The sequence below is a fragment of the Burkholderia mycopellens genome (assembly GCF_964265025.1).
GTDB lineage: Bacteria > Pseudomonadota > Gammaproteobacteria > Burkholderiales > Burkholderiaceae > Burkholderia.
In genome coordinates, this window is the sequence record NZ_OZ183803.1 from 2,962,682 (window position 1) to 2,983,701 (window position 21,020).

Here is a 21,020-nt window from a genome sequence, read left to right on the forward strand (position 1 = left end):
AGCATGGACCGTCATTCGATGATTCGAGTCGCTTCAACAATTTTTCAAACGATGCATTTATCCGCATCGCGCCATCCATAAAATACCGATTTCGCCAATTCATGAAAATTTCGGCGGAATTATTTACCCGCAATCCGGCCGGCCGGTGCGGCCGGGATGAAACGCGGCGTGCCGCCTCGCCGCACACCGCGCCCCACCCGCGTTCAATCCGCCGTCACTTCCCGCCGCCCGGCAGCGCGATATCGATCAGCACCGGATCGTGATCCGACGAACGATACGCATCCGGCGCGTAGAACGTCTTCTGCTGCTCCGCCGACTTGTACGCGAGCGTGTACTGCAGCGCGACCGGCTCGTCCGCGTTGATGTGCCATTCGTGCACGGCCTTCACGTGCGACGCGAGCGGCAACGTCGCGAGCGCGTGATCGAGATAGCCGGCTTCGCCGTTGTACACGTAGCTGTACGCATGCGCGCCGATCCAGCGCGCGACGAGGTTGCGGTAACCGCGCGATTCCAGCGTGCGGATCGGGTCTTCGTACGTGTAGCTGTTGAAGTCGCCGATCAGCAGCACGCCCTGCCCCGCGACGCCCGTCGGGTTGCCGGCGAGCCAGTCGGCCAGCTTCGCCGCCGCGCGCGTGCGCGTCGGGTTCCAGCAGCCCTGGCCGTCACCCTGGTCGAGATCGTCGTTCGCGGCGTCCGGGCAGTTCTTCGACTTCAGGTGGTTGACCGCGACCGTCAGCGACTGCTTGTTGCCACGGATCAGCCGGAACGACTGCGCGAGCGGCTGGCGGTTCTTGTCGTCGATCGCGAGCGTGGCCGCACGGCCGACCGGCTCGACCTTGCGGCTGTCGTAGATCATCGCGACCGTGATCGCATCGCCGCCGAGGCGCGACACGCCCGGATCGACGACGCGCCAGTGGTTGCCGAGCTTCGCCGCGAGCTGGCGCACCGCGCTCAGTTCGCCGTAGCCGTTGTTCTGGATTTCCATCAGGCCGATCACGTCGGCGTCGATCGCCTTCAGCGCGCTGACGATTTTCGCTTCCTGGCGCTGGAATTCCTGGAAGTTCTTCGCACCGCGGTTGTTCGGATCGTCGAAGCCGCCGCCGAGACCGTCGCCGTTGAAGTAGTTCAGGACATTGAACGACGCGACCCGCAGATTCGATTTCGGATCGCGCGCCGGTGCGGGAGTGCGCTGGTTCGTGCGCGCTTCGAACGCCGGCGCGGCGGCGCCCGGCAGCGGCTGCACGCGCCATGCGCCGTAACGCACTTCGAGCACGCCTTCGATGTCGCGCACCGTGTAGCCCGCACGCAGCGTGTTCGCGGCCGACAGGCCCGGCGCCGGGTACGGCACCGTGGCGGGGTTCTGCTTGTTCGACCCGTCGTCGAGGATCAGGCGATTGCGTGCGTTCGCATCGATCTGCGTCTGCGCCCGCGCGGGCGGCACGACGCTCGTCGGCGTGCGCAGGCGGCCGTTGCTGAGCATCACGCTGCCGTAGCGGCCGAGTTCGTAGTTGTCCGTGACGTTCAGCGTCTGCGGCAGGCGCACGAGCATGCCTTCATACGCGGCGAACGCGTTCGAGCTGTCGACCGGCAGCGTGAGCGTCGCGGGCCTGACCGTCTGGCCGTTCGCGCACACCGCGATCGCGCCCGACTGCGTGAGCTGCGTCTGCCCGTATTTCTCCTCGACCTTGCCCGTCACGTGCACGAGGTCGCCCGCTTTCGCACGCACCTTCGGCGCGTAGACGAACAGCCCTTCGGACACGCCCGGCTGGTTGCGGCGCTGCGCGTCGGCCTGCTGGACGAAGAAGCCGCCGAAGCCGTCCGTGCCGCCGAAATCGGCGGTGACGACGGCTTCGATCGACACGTTCTGGCCGGCCAGCGGCGACGGCGCGCCCGGCCCCTGGATATCGGCGATCGGCGTCGCGCTGCCGCCGCAGTTCGGGCTGACGGGCGCGGCGGTGGCCGCGAAAACCGGCGCGGCGAGCGTCGGAAGCAGCAATAGCGGAGTAATGAGGCGGATTGTCGAGCGCATGACGGGGAATCCCGGTTGTGAGGGTGGCGAAAGCTTAGCGGCGCTCAATGACAGTTTTTGGTAATTGAAAGACAGGTAGATGTAACTATTTTTATCGTGGTGCGATCGCAGCTACCGTGCGCTTACGCCTGAAAAAGCGGGGAAATCGTCTGATGAAATCCAGCCATGCTCGTGACGATTGCCCCGCGTGCCCTCTCCACTGCGGCGTCGCGCCGTCTCGCTACACCGTGCCAGGCAGCGCACTCGACACGAGAACCGCCGCAACAATCAGCACGCCGCCGAGCACCACTGCCTCAATCCGCAACACTGTGCCGAATCGTTGCAACAACCCGACCGGCATCGAGGCTGCCGGATCTTTCAGCGCCGCCAACAGATTCGGCATCCCGAAGAAGCGGTTGTGTCCGCCAAGTGCCGCCGCGATCAGCACGAGCGCGAGCTTCAGCAGCAGGATCTGCCCGTACGTCGACGCGAGCAGGTTGGCGGGCGTATCGACGCCGCGCCAGCCGTTGTACGCGCCGGTCGCGAACAACACGATCAATGCGCAGGTCGATGCATCGGAAAGCGACTGCACGAACGACGCGCCTGTCGTGCGTTCGCTCGCGGGCATCGCGGCGAACCTCGGCATCACGCTGAATGCCGTCACGAGCACGAGCCCGACCCACGCGCTAATCGCCAGCAGATGCAGCCAGTCGATCCATACCGGCACGCTGAACAGCCCGGCATCCACCGGATGGCCGCCATTGCTTCGTGCGAGCGCGACGCTGGTAAGCGCGGCCCATATCGCCAATCGCGAGCGCATGACGTTCGCATGCGTGAGAAACGACAGCGCCACGACCACCGCCATGAACACCGCGCCGGCCAGCCACGCGTGACCGAACCCGGTGCCCGCGAGCATCGCGCACACAGCCGGCCCCACGTCGAGCAACGACACCTCGCTCATCAGCGCGCAATGCGCCCAGAACGCGGTGATGCTCGCGGCCAGCGATATGACGGACGCGATGCGCAGCGTCGCGACGAGCCGCCGCCCGATGCCGTGCTGCCACGCCGACGCGCCGCGCGCGAGCCAGTGGCTGCCGAGCAGCGCGCCGACGATGACGGCAAACCCGGCGTTCTGGATCGCGACCGACACGAGCCGCAGGAGGCCGACGAAGCCGTCGTTCACCCCTTCACCCTGAACGTATAGGTGCCCTTCGTGCGATGCGCATCGGCCGTCATCGCCGCCCACTGCACCGTGTACGCGCCGGGCGCGAGCTTCGGCATCGCGACGGTCATCACGCGCGGGTTCGCCGCATCGACCTTCGCCTTTTCCTGCGTGACGGCGTTGCCGTTCGCATCCGATACCTTCACCGAGCTGAACGCCGGTTCGAGGTCTTCGTTGAAGGTGAGCCGCAACGTGTCGGGCGCGGTGTCGACCGTGCTTCCTGTCGCCGGTGCTGCGCTTTCCAGCTTGCCGTGCGCCGAGGCCGCGATCGGTGCGGCGGCGAGAATCGCACCGGTCGAGACGATCGCGGCCAGTCGCGTGAGGTTCGTTATCTTCATGGTCACGCTCCGCGTCACGGCTTCTTCAGCTCGACGACGGTCAGCGCACCGTCCACGTCTTGCGCAACGAAGTCGATCCTGTCGCCGGCCTTCACCTGCGACAACATCGCCGGGTCCTTCACCTTGAACACCATCGTCATCGCGTCCATCCCGAGGTTTTCCAGCGGGCCGTGCTTGATCGTCAGCTTGCCGGCGGTCGTATCGACCTTGCGGATCTCGCCGTGCGACATGCGTTGTTGCGCCGCGGCTTCCTGCTTCGCACCGCCGCTCATGTCCATGCCGGCCATGTCGCCGGCCGCGTACGACGCAGCGGAAAACGCCCATGCGCAACCCGTCGCCATCAAAACCAGTCCCTTCTTCATCGTGTCGACTCCCAGTGAATGAAATGAAACCGGCGGCCGCCTGTGAGCAGCCGCCGCATGCTGCTGCTCAGCCGTCCGGCAGTTCGCCGGTGTACTCGTACGCGACAGTGCCCTTCGGATGCCGGAACCAGCCCGGATCGCGATAGTCGTTGCGGCCGAGCCCCTGCCGCACCTTGCAGACCGTGAACATCCCGCCCATCTCCAGCGGCCCGAACGGGCCCGTGCCCGTCATCATCGGCAGCGTGTTGTCGGGCAGCGGCATCTCCATGCCGCCCATCGCGCCGCCCGTGCTGCCCATCGCCATGTAGTCGGGCAGGAGCTTGCCGATGCGCTGCGCGAGATCCTTCTGCGGCACGCCGATCAGGTTCGGCACCTGGTGGCCCATCGCATTCATCGTGTGATGCGACTTGTGGCAATGGAACGCCCAGTCGCCCGGGCGATCGGCAGTGAACTCGATCGCGCGCATCTGGCCCACCGCGACATCGGCCGTCACTTCTGGCCAGCGCGCGGCCGGCGGAATCCACCCGCCGTCGGTGCCCGCGACTTCGAAGCTGTAGCCGTGCAGGTGGATCGGGTGGTTCGTCATCGTCAGGTTGCCGAAGCGAATCCGCACGCGGTCGCCCGCGCGCACCGGCAGCGGATCGATGCCCGGGAACACGCGCGAGTTGAAGGTCCACATGTTGAAGTCGGTCATCTCGTTCACGCGAGGCGTGTAGCTGCCCGGATCGATGTCGTACGCGGCGAGCAGGAACACGAAATCACGATCGACCGGCATCGTGCCGCGGTCCTTCGGATGCACGATGAACATGCCCATCATCCCCATCGCCATCTGCACCATCTCGTCGGCGTGCGGGTGGTACATGAACGTGCCGTGCGCTTCCAGCTGGAACTCGTAGACGAAGGTCTTGCCGGGCGGGATATGCGGCTGCGTGAGGCCGCCGACGCCATCCATCCCGTTCGGCAACCGCAGCCCGTGCCAGTGGATCGTCGTGTGCTCGGGCAGCCGGTTGGTCACGAAGATTCGCACCTTGTCGCCTTCGACGGCCTCGATCGTCGGGCCCGGCGACTGGCCGTTGTAGCCCCACAGGTGCGCGTTCATGCCGGGCGCCATTTCGCGCACGACGGGTTCCGCCGTCAGGTGGAATTCCTTCCAGCCGTTCTTCATCCGCCACGGCAGCGTCCAGCCGTTCAGCGTCGCGACGGGCGTGTACGGGCGGCCGTTCGGCGGCATGAGCGGCGGCTGCGTGGCGGTCTTCGCCATCGTGGGCGCTTCGGGCAGCGACGCGGCGCCGGCCTTGCTGACCATCGCGGCGCCCAGCAGCGCGGCGCCCGAGCCGCTGAGAAATTGTCGACGGGACACCATGTCAATGACCTTCCGGATGCGGTTGCGTCGCGGGCACCGGTTGCGCCGCGGGGGTGGAAGCCGGCTGCGGCGCAGCGTCGGCGTTTGAAGTGGATGCGGGTTCGACGGATTGCGTCGTGCGCGGCGTGGCGCCCTCGGTCGGCAGCCGGCCCCCAACGGCCATCTGCAGATCGGTTTCGGCGAGCCAGTAATCCTTCAGCGCATCGATGTAGCCGTTGACCGCGCCGACCTGTTCGCGTGCGTCGGTCAGCAGCTCGAACACGCTCGCGAGCATCCCGTTGTAGCGCAGCAGCAGCTCGTCGGAGATCGTCTTGCGCAGCGGCACGACTTCGTCGCGATAGTGGGCCGCGACGTCGTAGCTCGTCACATATGCCGCATACGACTCGCGCACTTCGGAACGCGCATCGATGGCCGTCTTCGCGAGCCGGTTCGCCGACTGCATGTAGACGGCCTCGGCCCGCGCGACCTTCGCGCCTCCCCAGTCGAACAACGGAATCTCGACGCTGATCTCGTAGCCGTGCTCGTGCCCCTTGCCGGTCTCGTAGTTGTTCACGTAGCCGAGGTCGACCGCATTGACGAAGCGCGTGGCCTTGCTCAGCCCGAGCGACGACGCGACGCCCTGCGTCTGCAGCTTCGCGGCCTGGATGTCGAAGCGGTTGGTCATCGCGAAGCGTTCAAGATCGGGCAGGTTCGGCCGCGCTTTCGGCAGATCGGGCAAGCGCTCCGGCAGCGCGTACTGCGTGCGCTCGCCCCACAGGCCCATCGCGCGCGTGAGCTTCTCGCGCGCGGCCACGGCCTGCTGGCGCGCCTTTGCGTGCTGCGCGACCGCGTCGGCATGAAACGCCTGTTCGCGCGCGTAATCGAGGCGGCTGAAGTTGCCGGCCTGCCGCATGCGCAGCGCGAGTTCAGCGGCGGCGCTCGCGGCATCGCGCACCTGCTCTGCATAGTTCGCGGCCTGCTCGGCTGCGACGGCCTCGACGTACGCATGGCGTGCGTCCGCTGCGACCTTCAGCATCGCGTCGGCCGTCTCCAGCTTGGTCTGCTCGAAGCGGCGGCGCTCGATGTTCGTCGCGAGCGGCATCGTCAGCAGCGCGAACACGTTCGCCGAGAACGTGCGGCCGAGCGTCAGCTCGCCGTCGCCGGCGCGTGTGCGGCTGAACGCGAAGCGGGGGTTCGGCAGCCGGCCGGCCTGGACGAGATCGGCCTCCGATAGTCCCAATTCCGCGTAGGACGCCTGCAGGCCACGGTTGTTCAGCAGCGCGACCTGCACCGCGTCGTCGATCGACAGCGGCTTGGCAAGCAACTCCTTCGTCCGTTTGTCGACGGCTTCGCGGTCGGCGTCGGTCTTGACCACGATCGCATCTTGTCCGATGCGTTCCGATGCGGCGGACGACACCGTGTCGAAGCCGCCGTCCTTCGAGAACGTCGTGCAGCCCGCGAGGAACACCAGCATGGCCGCGGCCGCGCCGATCCTCGGCGATATCGCAAGCATCGTCATTGCGCGGCTCCTCCATGTTTCGAATGCGCGGCGCCGCTTCCGGCCGCGCCGCCAGTCGCTCGTCCTTTCGCCGGTCGTTCCATCACGTCCCGGTTCAGTTGCTTCCAGCCCGGGCCTTCGTCGTCCCGGTACGGCCGGTAGCCGTCGAACGCGGACGTCACTGTGACGTCCGGCACCGCCGCAGCGGCGTCCGCCGGATCGGGCAACGGGGTTTGCGCAGGCGCGAACGACGGCACCAGGGCCGCCGCGCCAAGCAGCGCCGCAGTAATCAATCGCATGAATGGGTCTCGTCTTGAGTCGCCCGGCGGACGGGATGCCGCCGCCGGAGCGGATTGCGGAGCGCGGCCGGTTGGGGCCGCGGGCTGGGGCTAGACGAGAAGCCGGCGCGGCGGCCGGTCGATGCCGCCGGTCAGGAACGACACGACGACCGGCGTCGGCGCGAACGAGACGATCGCGATACCGGTACCCGACGCAACGGACATCGCGGGAAGATCCGCCATGCTGGTGCCGAGGCAGCAGGACCCGCACGCGGCGCACGGCTGGGCATGTCCCGCATGATCACCGTGCGCGTGCGTATGCTGGCCACCCTGCGTGCCCGGCATCGCATGCGGCACGGCCGAGTCACCAGCGCTTGCCCCGCTCTCCCCGTACGGCATTGCCACGCCCGCACCCGCACATGCCATCGACACGGTCGCGAACGACTGGATCGGCAGGCTCAGCGCCAGCAGCACGACGACGAAGAATTTGCGCCAGTACGACATGGATGCGGAATCACGCAGGCAACGACCGGATGGGCCGGCGCGACGCGTAGACGGCGCGCTCCGGGGACAAGACGGCCGCAGCTTATCGCCGCCGCGGTGACGACGACATGGCCGATACATGACCGGGGTTTCATGAAAATTCCGTCATCCTCCGGTCATCCTTCGCGCACGCGCGGCGCCGTAAGCTCACGCGTTACACTGACCGACTGGAATCACGGACAGCCTGCCCCACCATGCGGATACTGATAGTCGAAGACGAACCCAAGATGGCGTCGTACCTCCGGAAGGGGCTGATGGAGGCGAGCTACACGGTCGACGTCGCGGAAAACGGCAAGGACGGGCTGTTCCTCGCGCTGCACGAGGATTTCGATCTCGTCGTGCTCGACGTGATGCTGCCGGAACTGAATGGCTTCGAGGTGCTCCGGCGGCTGCGCGCGCAAAAGCAGACGCCCGTGCTGCTGCTCACGGCGCGCGAGGCGATCGAGGACAAGGTCGCCGGGCTCGAACTGGGCGCCGACGACTACCTGCTCAAGCCGTTCGCGTATGCCGAGTTCCTCGCACGCATCCGCTCGCTGCTGCGGCGCGCGCCGCGCAACGTACGCGACATCCTGCATGTCGCCGATCTCGAAGTCGACCTGATCCGCCGCCGCGTGCGGCGCGCCGACACCCGCATCGACCTGACCGCACAGGAATTCGCGCTGCTGCAGTTGCTCGCCGAGCGCGAGGGGGAAGTGCTGACGCGCACCTTCATCACGTCGCAGATCTGGGACATGAATTTCGACAGCGACACGAACGTCGTCGATGCGGCGATCAAGCGCCTGCGCGCGAAGATCGACAACGCGTATGAGACGAAGCTGATCCAAACGATCCGCGGGATGGGCTACGTGCTCGAGGATCGTTCGTGACGCGCAGCCCCGGCTCGTACTCGCTGCTGCGGCGCCTGACGCTCGCGTTCGCCGCCGTCGCCGCGCTCGTGTTCGCGCTGACCGGCGCGTACCTGTATCGCTCGCTGTCCGCCGAGCTGACGCGGCGCGACGACATCGAGATCTCCGGCAAGCTCAACCAGTTCCTGCAGCTCGCGCACGCGAGCGGATCGATCGCCGCGCTGCGGGCCGATCCGGCCGTGTTTCATGAAGTGCTGTTGTCGCACCCGGGCGTGTATCTCGGCATCTACGATGCGCAGAATCGCGCGATCGTCGCGCATTCCGACGAAGCCGGCAACACGCTGGCGTCGGCGATCGCTGCGCCGCATCCGGCCGGCGGAGCCAACGGGCCGTTCACGTGCTCGCCGCCCGGCATCGGCACGTCGCGTTGCGTCTACGCACGCGCCACGCTGCCGTCCGGCGACGCGATCCAGGTGGCGCTCGCGCGCACGGCGACCGATCGCCAGTCGCTGCTTGAAAGTTATCGCGTCGACATCTGGCTCGCGGCGGCGGTGGGCGCACTGCTGGTCGGCGCGTTAGGCTACGCGGTCGCGTCGCGCGGCCTGCGTCCGGTCGAGAGCCTCGGCCGGCAGACGTCGCGCATCGAGGCCCATAACCTGAATGCCCGGCTCGACGCACGCGGCGGCCCGGTCGAGCTGCGCGAACTCGCGACGTCGGTCAACCGGATGCTCGACCGCCTCGAACGCGCGTTCGTGCGGCTGTCGCAGTTCTCGTCCGATCTCGCGCACGACATGCGCACGCCGCTCGCCAACGTGATCAGCTCGTCGCAGGTCACGCTGTCGCGCGCGCGCACGACCGACGAATACGAAGCGCTGATCGATTCGAACATCGAGGAATGCGAACGGCTGCAGCGGATGATCGAGAACATGCTGTTTCTCGCACGCACCGACAATGCGCGGCAGCACCTGAAAACCGCCGAACTCGACGCGGGCAGCGAGCTGCGCCGGCTCGCTTCGTATTTCCAGGCGCTGGCCGATGAAGCCGGCGTGCGCATCGACGTGCACGGCGAGGCGCCGGTCGTCGCGGACGCGACGCTGTTCCGGCGTGCGGTGAGCAATCTCGCGTCGAATGCGCTCGAACATGCGGAAGCCGCGTCGACGATCGAGCTGGCGGTTTCCGCGCAAGGCAGCTACGCGCTCGTCGAAGTCACGAATCGCGGCGCCGCGATTCCGCCCGAACAGGTCGACAAGATTTTCGAGCGCTTCTATCGCATCGATTCGTCGCGGCACGGCGCGGCGCGCAACGCGGGGCTCGGGCTCGCGATCGTGAAGTCGATCATGGAGCTGCATCGCGGCAAGGTCGAGGTCGCGAGCCGCGACGGGCACACGACGTTCGCGCTTTATTTTCCGCGGGGCACCGAAGGGTAAGCCAGTTACCCCGCCTGTCGCATCGGCATGACGGCCGGTGCGACGCCGAACGAAACACGACAACCACCGTCGCCGAACACCTTCACTCTCCCGGCTCGCGCCGGATCTTCGCCTGGCGGCGATTGCGGTCGTTCAGTATCCGGTGCCGGCGATGGTCGGTCAGTTTCTTCCAGTCACGTGCCTCGTCCCGCGTCCTCAAGCAGCCCACGCAGAATCCGGTGCGGCCATCGAACGCGCACAGCTCGATACACGGCGATTTCACGGCCATGGTCAGGCCGCCTTCGCCGGCGCCATCACTTCGACGGTCACGTGCGACAAGCCGCCAAAGCTCTTGACCAGTGCATGGTAGAAGCGCGCGTCGCGCACCGCATCGACGGTCTCGACCGACACGATCGCGCTCATGTGGCCGGGGCCGACACGCCACACGTGAAGATCGTTGACCTTGTCGCCAAGCGCCTCGATCGCATGACGCACGCGCTCCGCCAGCTTGCGATCGACGTTGACGTCGAGCAGGATGCCGCCCGTATCGCGCATCAGACCGTACGACCAGTTCGCGATGACGAGTGCGCCGATGATGCCCGCGACGGGGTCCATCCAGACCCAGCCGAAGGCACGCGCGAGCAGCAGGCCGATAATGGCCAGCACCGACACAGCGGCATCGGCGATCACGTGAACGTAGGCCGACCGGATGTTGTGATCGCGGGCCGCGGCAGCGTGCACGCCTTCATGATGATCGTGTTCGACGAACGTAAGTGCGTGCTCGTTGCCGTTCAGCGTCACGATCGCATCGAACGCATGGGGCTCGGGAATGGTCTCGCGCGATTCCAGGAAGCCGTCGCGCGCGACCATCGTGAAACGCTGTCGCGATTGGTCGGAGCGGACGGTCGTGATCGATGCAGAAACCCCGTCGAGGCTCGACTCGCCGGTTGCAGGCGCGATCCGGAACACCGGCGGCACGCCGTCCTCGAACACCGATACGTCGAACACGCCGGCTGTCGAGAACACCCTCATGGCTTCATCCGCGTGATCGTCGTGCAGGTGCCCATGGCCGTGTCCATGCCCGTGATGGTGGCCATGATCGTGCCCGTGATGCCCACCGCTCAGCAGCCACACGCTCGCCAGGTTGACCGCGAGACCGAGCACCGCGATCGGAATCGCCTCGCCAAAATGGATCGGCACCGGCGCCAGCAAACGCGCAATCGCCTCGTAGCCGATCAGGATCGCGATCATCGCGAGCACGATCGCGCTCGTGAACCCGGCCAGGTCGCCCAGCTTGCCGGTGCCGAACACGAAACGCGGATCGTCGGCATGCCTGCGCGCATAGGTATAGGCCAGTGCGGCGATCAGCATCGCGCCCGCGTGCGTCGACATGTGCAGCCCGTCGGCGACGAGCGCCAGCGACCCGAACAGCGTACCGCCGACTATCTCGGCCACCATCATAGCCGCGCACAGCCCGATCACCATCCATGTCCGCCGCTCGTTCTGCTCGTGCGCGGCGCCGAGGAAGATATGGTCATGCCCCGCGCCGAACGCGTCATTCGTGAAATTGTTCATGTCCCCCCGATTACTTGAAATAGCTGTGCACCACGTCGATCAGCTGCTCGGTCGCGCTGCCTTCGTGCTCATCCGGCCCATGGGCATCGACCATGTGTTCGCGAATGTGGTCCTCCAGCACGACGGCCAGCAGCCCGTTCATCGCGCCGCGACAACTCGTGATCAATTGCAGCACCTCGTTGCAGCCGCGCTCTTCCCCGAGCGCGCGCTCGATCGCCTCGACCTGGCCCTTGATACGGCGCACTCGGTTCAGCAGCTTCTGTTTTTCACGAACGGTATGGCTCATCGCCGACGGACTCCTGGATAGGGAGGGGGAGTATATATCCAGAAGGCTGCCCCTATAGGGGAGAGGGGTATATTTTTGCGAGATGAAGGCTTGCCGAAAGCCATTCGCTCGGCTAGACTGCCGTTCGTCTTTGGGGAGTAGCCTGCTTTCCGTCCCCGGAAAGCGAACGCGTCAACACACTCGGCCTGCGGCCGTGGCGCGTTCAGCCTGATCGGCTTGGCGAGACCATGGGCGCATCGCGTCGTTCCTGGTCGGACGTCGGTGGATGCGCCATGGTTCGTCAGCGTCCGACCACGGAGTCCCCATGTTCCCCACCGTCTTCCCCCCGCGTTTCGCCGCCGTCCGCACCCTTGCCTGCGGAGGTGCCGCATGACTTTCATGTTCGTCGAGCTGGCGTTCATGCTGATCGTCATTCTCATCGCCGCCGAAGTCTTCACCAATGCGCTCGAACATCTCGGCGAACGCCTGAAGATTTCCGAAGGCGTCACCGGTTCGCTGTTCGCGGCCGTCGGCACCGCGCTGCCCGAAACGATGGTGCCGCTGCTCGCGCTCGCCGGCGGCACCGCGAACCAGGCCGTGAACGAGGAGATCGGCGTCGGCGCGATTCTCGGCGCGCCGCTGATGCTCGCGACGCTCACGACCTTCCTGATGACGCTCGCCGTGATCCGCTCGCGAGGGCTGCGCGGCACGATCGCGCCCGAACGCACGGGATTCGTGCGCGACATGAACTACTTTCTCGCCGCGTTCTCGCTGGCCACCGCCGCGATGTTCGTCCCGCATCACAACGGGGCCGTGCGTGCGCTGCTCGCCGTGATGCTGGTCGGCATCTACGTGATGTATGTGGTGATGACGTTCCGCGCATCGAATCAGCTCGTGGATGCCGGGCATGGCACCGAGGCGCCGCACACGATGTTCCTGTCACGCCTCGGTGTGCCGACCAACCTCGCGACGATCGCGCTGCAATTGCTCATCGGCGTCGCGCTGCTGGTTGGCGGCGCGAAGGGCTTCATTCACGGCGTGGAAGGCGTGTCGCACGCGCTCGGCATCTCGGCGCTGCTGCTGTCGCTGATCATCGTGCCGATCGCGACGGAACTGCCGGAGAAGGTCAACAGCGTGCTGTGGATTCGCCGCGGGAAGGACACGCTCGCGTTCGGCAACATCACCGGCGCGATGGTGTTCCAGGGCACGCTGCTGCCGGCGATCGGCATCATGCTGACGCCGTGGGAGCCGCGCCCCGAAGTGCTGACCGGCGTAATCATCACGCTCGCGGCGGCGGCGTGGCTGCGCTTCAATGCGCGCACGCGCGGCCTCGCGATCTGGGCGTTGCTGGCGAACGGCGCGGGTTATGCGGGCTACCTGTTCCTGACGCTGGCGCGCTGATCCTGCTCAACGGGCCCGCCGCGCGCGATCCCGCTGCCCCGCGCGAACGGAGCACCACTGCGCCGCCCGCCGGCGCGCGCTTCAGATGCGCGTCTGGTTCACACGCTGCGACAGTTGCTCGGCGCTTTCCTTGCGCTCGCTGTACCGGTCCGTCAGGTACGCGCCGACGTCGCGCGTCAGCAGCGTGAATTTGACCAGTTCCTCCATGACGTCGACGACCCGATCGAAATACGCGGAGGGTTTCATCCGGCCGTCGTCGCCGAATTCCATGAACGCCTTCGCGACGGACGACTGGTTCGGAATGGTCAGCATGCGCATCCAGCGCCCGAGCACGCGCATCTGGTTGACCGCGTTGAACGACTGCGATCCGCCGCTGACCTGCATGACCGCCAGCGTCTTGCCCTGCGTCGGCCGCACCGCGCCGACCGACAGCGGAATCCAGTCGATCTGCGATTTCATCACGCCGGTCATCGCGCCGTGACGCTCGGGGGAGCACCACACCATGCCCTCCGACCATTGCACGAGTTCGCGCAGCGCCGCCACTTTCGGGTGGTCGTCGGGCGCATCGTCGGGCATCGGCAATCCGGACGGATTGAAGATCCTGGCTTCGGCGCCCATCGCCGTCAGCAACCGCGCCGCTTCCTCGACCAGCAGCCGGCTGAACGAGCGCGTGCGCAACGACCCGTACAGCAGCACGATCCGAGGCGGATGCGTCGAAGGCTGCACGGGTTGCAGCCGGCTCGCGTCCGGCACACGAAAGAGCGTGGCATCGAGTTGCGGCAGGTCGTTCAGGCAGTCAGACACGCTTGCCCGCCGCATCGATCACGATTTCGCCGTCCTCCTTCGCAAACGGCCCTTGCTGCGGATCGGGCAGGATCTCGAGCACCCGCTCCGACGGGCGGCACAGCCGCGTGCCGAGCGGCGTCACGACGATCGGGCGATTGATCAGCAGCGGGTGAGCGACCATGAAGCCGATCAGATCCTCGTCACGCCATTTCGGATTGTCGAGATCGAGTGCGTCATAAGGCGTCCCCTTGCGCCGCAGCACGTCGCGCACGGGAATGCCCATCGCCGCGATCAGCGCGCGCAGTTCCTCGTGACCCGGCGGCGTGTCGAGATAAAGCACGACGCGGGGCTCGACGCCGGTGTTGCGGATCATCGCCAGCGTGTTGCGCGACGTGCCGCATTCGGGGTTGTGATAGATCGTGATGTCGGTCATTTCCGGATTCCTGAATGATTTCACGCGCGCTCGTACCAGCCCTTCGAGCGGTTGACGACGCGCACGACGAGCAGCATGACCGGCACTTCGATGAGCACGCCGACGACGGTCGCGAGCGCTGCGCCGGAGTGGAAACCGAACAGGCTGATGGCGGCCGCCACGGCCAGCTCGAAGAAATTGGACGCACCGATCAACGCCGACGGGCACGCGATGCTGTGCTGCTCGCCGACGAGGCGATTGAGCCCGTAGGCGAGCGCTGCGTTGAAGAACACCTGGATCAGGATCGGCACCGCGAGCAGCGCGATCACCAGCGGCTGCTTCAGGATCGCCTCGCCCTGGAACGCGAACAGCAGCACCAGCGTGGCCAGCAGCGCGGCAACGGACCACGGGCCGACCTTCGCCATTGCGCGGTCGAACGCCGCCGGCCCCTTCGCGAGCAACAGCCTGCGCCACCCTTGCGCGACGATCACCGGGATGACGATGTAGAGCACGACCGACGTGAGCAGCGTCGCCCACGGCACCGTGATGGCGGACATCCCCAGCAACAGGCCGACCAGCGGCGCGAAAGCGATCACCATGATGCTGTCGTTCAGCGCGACCTGCGACAGCGTGAACAGCGGATCGCCGCCCGTCAGCCGGCTCCACACGAACACCATCGCCGTGCACGGCGCGGCGGCCAGCAGGATCAGGCCGGCGATATAGCTGTCGATCTGGTCGGCCGGCAGCATCGGCGCGAACAGTTGCCGGATGAACAGCCAGCCGAGCAACGCCATCGAGAACGGCTTGACGAGCCAGTTCACGACGAGCGTGACGCCGATCCCCCGCACGTGCTGCCGAACCTCATGCAATGCACCGAAGTCGACCTTGACCAGCATCGGCACGATCATCACCCAGATCAACAGCCCGACGGGCAAGTTGACCTGTGCGTATTCCATGCGGCCGATGTGCTGAAAGAGCGCGGGCAGCGCCTGGCCCAGCGCGATGCCGAGCACGATACACAGCGCCACCCAGACGCTCAGGCAGCGCTCGAAGCATCCGATGGCGGGCGCGGCCGCCGCGGCTTGCGGCCGTGCAAAGTTCGAGCCGCTCACGCGCCGCCTCCGCAACAGTCGGGCGCAGCCGGTACGTCACAGGCAGCGCCGGCGCAGCAGTTCTCGGTCAGGAACCCGATGAGCCTGCGCATCGATTCGAAATTCGCCGCGTAATAGATGAACCGGCCGTCCTGGCGCGCCGTGACGAGATCTGCGTGCGACAAATCCTTCAGATGAAACGACAGACTCGATGGTGACAGCCCGATCTGCTGGGCGATCGCGCCGGCCGGCAGCCCTTCGGGGCCGGCCACGACCAGCGCGCGAAAGATCGCGAGGCGCGCTTCATGAGCAAGCGCGCCCAACGCGCGCACGACGAGATTGGAGTCCATGGCGCGAAGGATAGCGCCATCATTTCAATATTTCAAGCATTGTTGAAATGATGATGCCGAGCCCGTGCGTGGCTGCCCGCAAGCCCTTCGCGCACCGTCAGACGCAGCCGCCCGAGCCGCTTCCAGCCCGATACGCACGGCGCCGGTGCAGCCGCCCGCCTCGCGGACGGGCAATGCACCGGCGCGCGCTCAGGTCAGGACGCCTTCACCAGCTTGACGATCGTCAGCACGCCGTCGACCTTCTCGATGCGCACCTTGACCTGGTCGCCCGGATGCGCGTGCTCGAGCATCGCCGCGTCCTTCGCCTTGAACGCCATCGTCATCGGCGGCATCCCGACGTTCTCGAGCGCGCCGTGCTTCAGCGTGATCCTGCCGGTCGCGGCATCGACCTTCTTCACTTCGGCGTCGGTCAGCGCGGCATTCGACTCGGCCATGCCGCCCGACGACATCTTCATGCCGGACATGTCCATGCCGGCCATGTCGCCGGCGGCAAAGGCGGGGGTGACGGCCGCGCCGGCAGCAAGAACGGCGGCGGCAGCAACGGTGAGGGTAATCAGCTTCTTCATCGGGATTCTCCGGTTGGGATGGATGGCACCTTCGTGCCGTGAGGAACAGATTCGGAATGCCGCGCGCGGGCCACGCTTCGCGCACGACGGCGCTGCAGCAGGAGCCATGCGGCGGGAATGACGAACATCGACAGCAGCGGCGCCGTGACCATGCCGCCGACCATCGGCGCGGCGATGCGCTGCATGACTTCGGAGCCGGCGCCGTGCCCGACCATGATCGGCACGAGGCCGGCGAGCACGACGGCGACCGTCATCGCCTTGGGGCGCACGCGCAACACCGCGCCTTCGCGGATCGCGTCGAGCAGCAGCGCCTCGGTCAGCGATTCGCCGGCATCCAGCCGGCGCTGCAGCGCGCCCTTCAGGTACAGCAGCATCACGACGCCGAATTCGGCGGCCACGCCCGCGAGCGCGATGAAGCCCACCGACGTCGCGACGGACACCGCATGGCCGAGCGCCCACACGAGCCAGAAGCCGCCGACCAGCGCGAACGGCACCGTCGACATCAGCAGCAGCGCATCGGCCGCCGAGCCGAACGTGAGGAACAGCAGCACGAAGATCACCACGAGCGTCACCGGTACGACGGTCCGCAGCTTGGCCGCCGCGCGTTCGAGATACTCGAACTGCCCCGACCACGCGATCGAATAGCCGGGCGGCAACGCGACCTGTTGCGCAACGGCCTGCTGCATCGCGCGCACGGCGCTCCGCAGATCGGTGCCGCGGATGTCGACGTACACGTAGCCGGACAGCCGCGCGTTCTCGCTGCGGATCATCGGCGGGCCGTCGGCGATCGCGATGCGCGCGACGTCGCCCAGGCGGATCTGCGCGCCGCGCGCGGTAACGACCGGCAGTTGCCGCAGGTTCTCGACCGAATCGCGCACCTCGCGCGGGTAGCGGAGGTTGATCGGGAAGCGCTCGCGCCCCGCGATCACTTCGCCAACATCCTCGCCGCCGACCGCCGACGACACGACCGACTGGATGTCGGCCACCGACAGCCCGTAGCGCGCGGCGGCGAGGCGGTCGATGTCGACGTCGATGTAGCGGCCGCCGTTCAGCCGTTCCGCGAGCGCGGACGTCACGCCCGGCACGGGCTTCACCGCGGCCTCGACCTGCTTCGCGATCGCGTCGATCCCGGCCAGGTCCGGCCCGGAAATCTTCACGCCGACCGGCGTCTTGATGCCGGTGGACAGCATGTCGAGCCGGTTGCGGATCGGCGGCACCCACACGTTCGACAGCCCCGGCACCTTCACCGTGCGATCGAGTTCGTCGACGAGCTTCTCCGGCGTCATGCCGGGCCGCCAGGCGCTGCGCGGCTTGAAGCGAATCGTCGTCTCGAACATCTCAAGCGGTGCGGGATCGGTCGCGGTATCGGCACGGCCCGATTTGCCGAACACCGTGTCGACCTCGGGCACGGTCTTGATCAGCCGGTCGGTCTGCTGCAGCAGCGCGCTCGCCTGGTCGGCCGAGATGCCGGGCAGCGCGGTCGGCATGTACAGCAGGTCGCCTTCGTCGAGCGGCGGCATGAATTCGCCGCCGAGCCGCGACAACGGCACGGCCGTCAGCACGAGCGCGACGACCGCGACGCCGATCGCGGCCCACGGGCGCCTGAGCGTCGCTTCGAGCAGCGGCCGGTATGCACGGATCAGCACGCGGTTGATCGGATTCGCGTGCTCGTGCGGAATGCGGCCGCGCACGAGATAACCCATCAGCACCGGCACGAGCGTCACCGACAGGCCGGCGGCGGCGGCGATCGTGTAGGTCTTGGTGAACGCCAGCGGCGCGAACAGCTTGCCCTCCTGCCCTTCCAGCGAAAACACCGGGATGAACGACAGCGTGATGATCAGCAGCGAGAAGAACAGCGCGGGCCCGACCTCCGCGGCCGACGTCGCGACGAGCTCCCAGCGTCGCGCGGCCGTGAGCGGCTCGCCGGGATGCGCGTGGTCGTACGCCTCGAGATGCTTGTGCGCGTTCTCGATCATCACGATCGCCGCGTCGATCATCGCGCCGATCGCGATCGCGATCCCGCCGAGCGACATCAGGTTCGCGTTCACGCCCTGGTAGCGCATCACGATGAACGCGGCCAGCACGCCGAGCGGCAGCGACAGGATCGCGACGAACGCGCTGCGCAGATGAAACAGGAACACCGCGCAGACGATCCCGACGATCACGAACTCCTCGACCAGCTTGTCCTTCAGGTTGCCCACCGCGCGCTCGATCAGCTGCGAGCGATCGTAGGTCGTGACGATCTCGACGCCGGGCGGCAGCGAACGCTTCAGGTCGGCCAGCTTCGCCTTGACCGCATCGATCGTGGTCAGCGCGTTCTTGCCGGAACGCATCACGACGACGCCGCCCGTCACCTCTCCCTGCCCGTTCAGCTCCGCGATCCCGCGCCGCATCGCCGGGCCGACCTGGATGCGCGCGACGTCGCCGAGCAGCACCGGCGTACCGGCGTCGTTCGTGCGCAGCACCACCTGCCGGAACTCGTCGAGCGTGCGCAGGTAGCCGGTCGAGCGCACCATGTACTCCGACTCGGCCAGCTCGACGACCGAGCCGCCGGACGCCTGGTTCGCGTTGCCGAGCGCGGTCGCGACTTCCGCCTGCGTGATGCCGTACGCACGCAGCTTGTCCGGATCGAGCACGACCTGGTACTGCTGCACCATCCCGCCGATGCTCGCGACTTCCGACACGTCCGGCACCGCCTTCAGCTCGAACTTCAGGAACCAGTCGTTGAGCGCGCGCAGTTGCCCGAGATCGTGACGACCGGTGCGATCGACGAGCGCGTACTCGTACACCCAGCCGACGCCGGTCGCATCCGGCCCGAGCGACACCGTCGCGCCGGCGGGCAGCCGGCTCTGCACCTGGCTCAGGTACTCGAGCACGCGCGAACGCGCCCAGTACGGATCGGTGCGGTCGTCGAACAGCACGTAGACGAACGCGTCGCCGAACGACGAATACGCGCGGACGGTTTTCGCGCCGGGCACGCCGAGCAGCGTGGTCGTCAACGGATAGGTCACCTGATCCTCGACGATCTGCGGCGCCTTGCCCGGATACGACGCCTTCACGATCACCTGCGTATCCGACAGGTCGGGCAACGCATCGAGCGGCGTCTGCCCGAGCGAGTGGACGCCCCATGCGGCGATCAGCACGGTGGCGAGCAGCACGAGGAAGCGGTTGTGGACGGACCAGCGAATGATGCGCGCGATCATCGTTCGCCTCCCTGCGGTTCGACCTTCGTCAGCCGATAGCCGTCGTCGTTCCGCGTGAACGCGAAGCGCACCGTCTGGCCGGGCTTCACGTCCGGGAACGCGGTGGCCGACGGTTTGCCGAACGTCATCGTCATTGCCCCCCAGCCGAGCGCCGGAACGGGTTGATGCGAGAACGTGATGTCGTCGGCCGTGACCTGTTCGACCTTGCCGGTGGTCTCGTAGGCGGGTGCCGCCGCTGTCGGCGCCGACACGGACTTCGCCCCCGCCGCGCTCGCGCCGGCGCCGCTTTCCAGCCGCGGCAGCACGCTTTTCAGGCTCGCCTCGGAATCGATCAGGAACTGCCCCGACGCAACGACCGTGTCGCCTTCGTTCAGCCCGCCGAGCACTTCGGTGTCGCTGCCGACGTCGTTACCCGGCGTCACCGTCACGGGCTGAAGCCGGCCGTCGCGGTTCTTCACGATGACGATCGAGCGCTTGCCCGTCGCGATCACCGCTTCGGACGGCACGAGCAGGCGCGACACGGTCTGCCGCGCGGCGACCCGCACGCGCATCAGCATGCCGGGCGTGAGCTTCAACGCGGCGTTGTCGATCTCGACGCGTGCCTGCAGCGTCCGGCTGCTCGTGCTGATGCCGGGCAGCACTTCGCGGATGCGTCCGGTGACATGCCGCGCCGGGTCGCCGGCGAACGTCGCGTCGATCGGCATCCCCGGCTGCACGTTCAGCGCCAGCGCTTCCGGCACCTCGACGATGAGCCACAGCGTCGCCAGCCCGGCGATCTTCGCGAGCGTCTGACCGGGCGCGACCATCGCGCCGTCGCGCACGTTCAGCTCGCTGACGACGCCGGTTTCCGGCGCCGTCAGCACGACATGCGTCTGCGCGCGACCGGTGCGATCGAGGCTCGCGATCATGCCGTCCGGAATCGACAGCGCCCGCATCCGTGCGCGCGCGGCATCGAGCAGGCTGCCGTCCATCCCGCCGCGCTTGAGCGCGAGGTATTCCTCCTGCGGCGCGAGCCAGTCCGGCACGAACAGCGACGCGATCGGCGCGCCCTTCACGATGCGCTGCATCGGCGCGCGCGCATAGAGACGGTCGATGTAGCCGGTGACACGCGACTGGACGACATCCGCGCGCGACTCGTCGAACTGCGTGGTGCCCACCGCATCGAAGCCGGCCGCCGTCTGCTCGCGGCGCACGGTCGCATAGCGGATGCCGAGGTTCTGCTGCAGGCCCGGATCGATCCGGATGCCTGACGAACCGCCGCCTTCGTCCGCATAGACGGGTTGCAATGGCATGTCCATGAACGGCGATTTGCCCGGTTTGTCGAAGTGCTGGTTCGGCACCATCGGGTCGTGCCAGTACAGCACCTTGCGGCCGCTTTTCGAATCGGCGTTGCCCGGCGAGGGCGATGCGGCGATGTCGGTCGCCGCCGCATGGCGTGCGCCCACGAAATAACCCGCGCCGAGCAGCGCGGCACCGGCGAACGCCAGCACGGCCGCGCGGGCCCATATTTGCTTCGTCATGTCGTTCTC

Annotated in this window: 21 protein-coding genes and 1 riboswitch; of the genes, 3 read left to right on the top strand and 18 right to left on the bottom strand. The window is 67.1% G+C overall.

All coding sequences use genetic code 11. The features are described from left to right. Positions 1–214: 214 nt before the first annotated feature. The 8 genes from ACPTTC_RS31480 to ACPTTC_RS31515 form a co-directional block, all read right to left on the bottom strand. A complete protein-coding gene (locus ACPTTC_RS31480; protein ID WP_423395309.1) occupies positions 215–2,029 on the bottom strand; it encodes an ExeM/NucH family extracellular endonuclease in 1,815 nt (604 codons plus the stop codon). A 220-nt stretch (positions 2,030–2,249) separates the two neighbouring features. Further along, positions 2,250–3,191, bottom strand: a complete 942-nt coding sequence (locus ACPTTC_RS31485) for a CopD family protein (protein WP_423395310.1) — start codon at positions 3,189–3,191, stop codon at positions 2,250–2,252. After that, positions 3,188–3,568, bottom strand: coding sequence for a copper homeostasis periplasmic binding protein CopC (gene copC / locus ACPTTC_RS31490; RefSeq protein ID WP_423395311.1), 381 nt, complete (start codon positions 3,566–3,568; stop codon positions 3,188–3,190). The genes ACPTTC_RS31485 and copC overlap by 4 nt, the downstream gene beginning before the upstream one ends. A gap of 14 nt (positions 3,569–3,582) precedes the next feature. Then, a complete protein-coding gene (locus ACPTTC_RS31495) occupies positions 3,583–3,930 on the bottom strand; it encodes a copper-binding protein (protein ID WP_423395312.1) in 348 nt (115 codons plus the stop codon). Between the two features lie 67 nt (positions 3,931–3,997). Next, positions 3,998–5,293: a multicopper oxidase family protein gene (locus ACPTTC_RS31500; protein WP_423395313.1), complete on the bottom strand. Its 1,296-nt coding sequence runs from the start codon at positions 5,291–5,293 to the stop codon at positions 3,998–4,000. A 1-nt stretch (position 5,294) separates the two neighbouring features. Further along, positions 5,295–6,791: a TolC family protein gene (locus tag ACPTTC_RS31505; RefSeq protein ID WP_175965533.1), complete on the bottom strand. Its 1,497-nt coding sequence runs from the start codon at positions 6,789–6,791 to the stop codon at positions 5,295–5,297. Continuing rightward, a complete protein-coding gene (locus ACPTTC_RS31510; RefSeq protein WP_423395314.1) occupies positions 6,788–7,069 on the bottom strand; it encodes a hypothetical protein in 282 nt (93 codons plus the stop codon). Before ACPTTC_RS31510 ends, ACPTTC_RS31505 begins: the two co-directional genes overlap by 4 nt. Before the next feature lie 90 nt (positions 7,070–7,159). Continuing rightward, a complete protein-coding gene (locus tag ACPTTC_RS31515) occupies positions 7,160–7,552 on the bottom strand; it encodes a hypothetical protein (RefSeq protein ID WP_423395315.1) in 393 nt (130 codons plus the stop codon). Positions 7,553–7,785: 233 nt separating this feature from the next. Between ACPTTC_RS31515 and ACPTTC_RS31520 the strand changes: the two genes are divergently transcribed. After that, positions 7,786–8,457, top strand: coding sequence for a heavy metal response regulator transcription factor (locus ACPTTC_RS31520; protein WP_175965530.1), 672 nt, complete (start codon positions 7,786–7,788; stop codon positions 8,455–8,457). Further along, entirely contained in the window at positions 8,454–9,863 is a 1,410-nt protein-coding gene (locus tag ACPTTC_RS31525) for a heavy metal sensor histidine kinase (protein ID WP_423395316.1), read from the top strand. The genes ACPTTC_RS31520 and ACPTTC_RS31525 overlap by 4 nt, the downstream gene beginning before the upstream one ends. An 82-nt stretch (positions 9,864–9,945) precedes the next feature. Here the strand turns inward: ACPTTC_RS31525 and ACPTTC_RS31530 are convergent, their stop codons facing one another. The 3 genes from ACPTTC_RS31530 to ACPTTC_RS31540 are packed head-to-tail and all read right to left on the bottom strand — an operon-like array spanning position 9,946 to position 11,703. Next, complete coding sequence (locus ACPTTC_RS31530; protein WP_272545136.1) at positions 9,946–10,131, bottom strand: DUF1289 domain-containing protein; 186 nt, start codon at positions 10,129–10,131, stop codon at positions 9,946–9,948. A 2-nt stretch (positions 10,132–10,133) separates the two neighbouring features. Beyond that, a complete protein-coding gene (gene dmeF / locus ACPTTC_RS31535; RefSeq protein WP_423395317.1) occupies positions 10,134–11,417 on the bottom strand; it encodes a CDF family Co(II)/Ni(II) efflux transporter DmeF in 1,284 nt (427 codons plus the stop codon). A gap of 10 nt (positions 11,418–11,427) precedes the next feature. Continuing rightward, complete coding sequence (locus ACPTTC_RS31540) at positions 11,428–11,703, bottom strand: metal/formaldehyde-sensitive transcriptional repressor (RefSeq protein ID WP_039354022.1); 276 nt, start codon at positions 11,701–11,703, stop codon at positions 11,428–11,430. Positions 11,704–11,823: 120 nt separating this feature from the next. Then, positions 11,824–11,998, top strand: a riboswitch (yybP-ykoY riboswitch). Positions 11,999–12,072: 74 nt separating this feature from the next. On the opposite strand from ACPTTC_RS31540, the gene ACPTTC_RS31545 reads away from it, so the two are divergent. Beyond that, on the top strand, positions 12,073–13,083 hold the full coding sequence (locus ACPTTC_RS31545; protein WP_423395318.1) for a sodium:calcium antiporter: 1,011 nt from the start codon (positions 12,073–12,075) through the stop codon (positions 13,081–13,083). 81 nt (positions 13,084–13,164) lie between these two features. Here ACPTTC_RS31545 and arsH read toward each other — a convergent pair whose 3' ends face one another. The 7 genes from arsH to ACPTTC_RS31580 all read right to left on the bottom strand — a co-directional run bounded on the left by arsH (position 13,165) and on the right by ACPTTC_RS31580 (position 21,011). Then, positions 13,165–13,902 (bottom strand): arsenical resistance protein ArsH, encoded by a 738-nt coding sequence (gene arsH, locus ACPTTC_RS31550; protein WP_423395319.1) that lies wholly within the window; start codon positions 13,900–13,902, stop codon positions 13,165–13,167. After that, positions 13,880–14,302: an arsenate reductase (glutaredoxin) gene (gene arsC, locus ACPTTC_RS31555; RefSeq protein WP_175909135.1), complete on the bottom strand. Its 423-nt coding sequence runs from the start codon at positions 14,300–14,302 to the stop codon at positions 13,880–13,882. Before arsC ends, arsH begins: the two co-directional genes overlap by 23 nt. Before the next feature lie 20 nt (positions 14,303–14,322). After that, positions 14,323–15,393: an ACR3 family arsenite efflux transporter gene (arsB, locus tag ACPTTC_RS31560; protein ID WP_423395320.1), complete on the bottom strand. Its 1,071-nt coding sequence runs from the start codon at positions 15,391–15,393 to the stop codon at positions 14,323–14,325. Further along, complete coding sequence (locus ACPTTC_RS31565; RefSeq protein ID WP_423395321.1) at positions 15,390–15,722, bottom strand: ArsR/SmtB family transcription factor; 333 nt, start codon at positions 15,720–15,722, stop codon at positions 15,390–15,392. The genes arsB and ACPTTC_RS31565 overlap by 4 nt, the downstream gene beginning before the upstream one ends. A 194-nt stretch (positions 15,723–15,916) precedes the next feature. Beyond that, entirely contained in the window at positions 15,917–16,288 is a 372-nt protein-coding gene (locus ACPTTC_RS31570; RefSeq protein ID WP_423395322.1) for a copper-binding protein, read from the bottom strand. Then, a complete protein-coding gene (locus tag ACPTTC_RS31575) occupies positions 16,285–19,491 on the bottom strand; it encodes an efflux RND transporter permease subunit (RefSeq protein WP_423395323.1) in 3,207 nt (1,068 codons plus the stop codon). The genes ACPTTC_RS31570 and ACPTTC_RS31575 overlap by 4 nt, the downstream gene beginning before the upstream one ends. Continuing rightward, positions 19,488–21,011 carry an efflux RND transporter periplasmic adaptor subunit gene (locus tag ACPTTC_RS31580; protein WP_423395324.1) on the bottom strand — a complete coding sequence of 508 codons (1,524 nt, stop codon included), beginning with the start codon at positions 21,009–21,011 and terminating at the stop codon, positions 19,488–19,490. Before ACPTTC_RS31580 ends, ACPTTC_RS31575 begins: the two co-directional genes overlap by 4 nt. Positions 21,012–21,020: the final 9 nt, after the last annotated feature.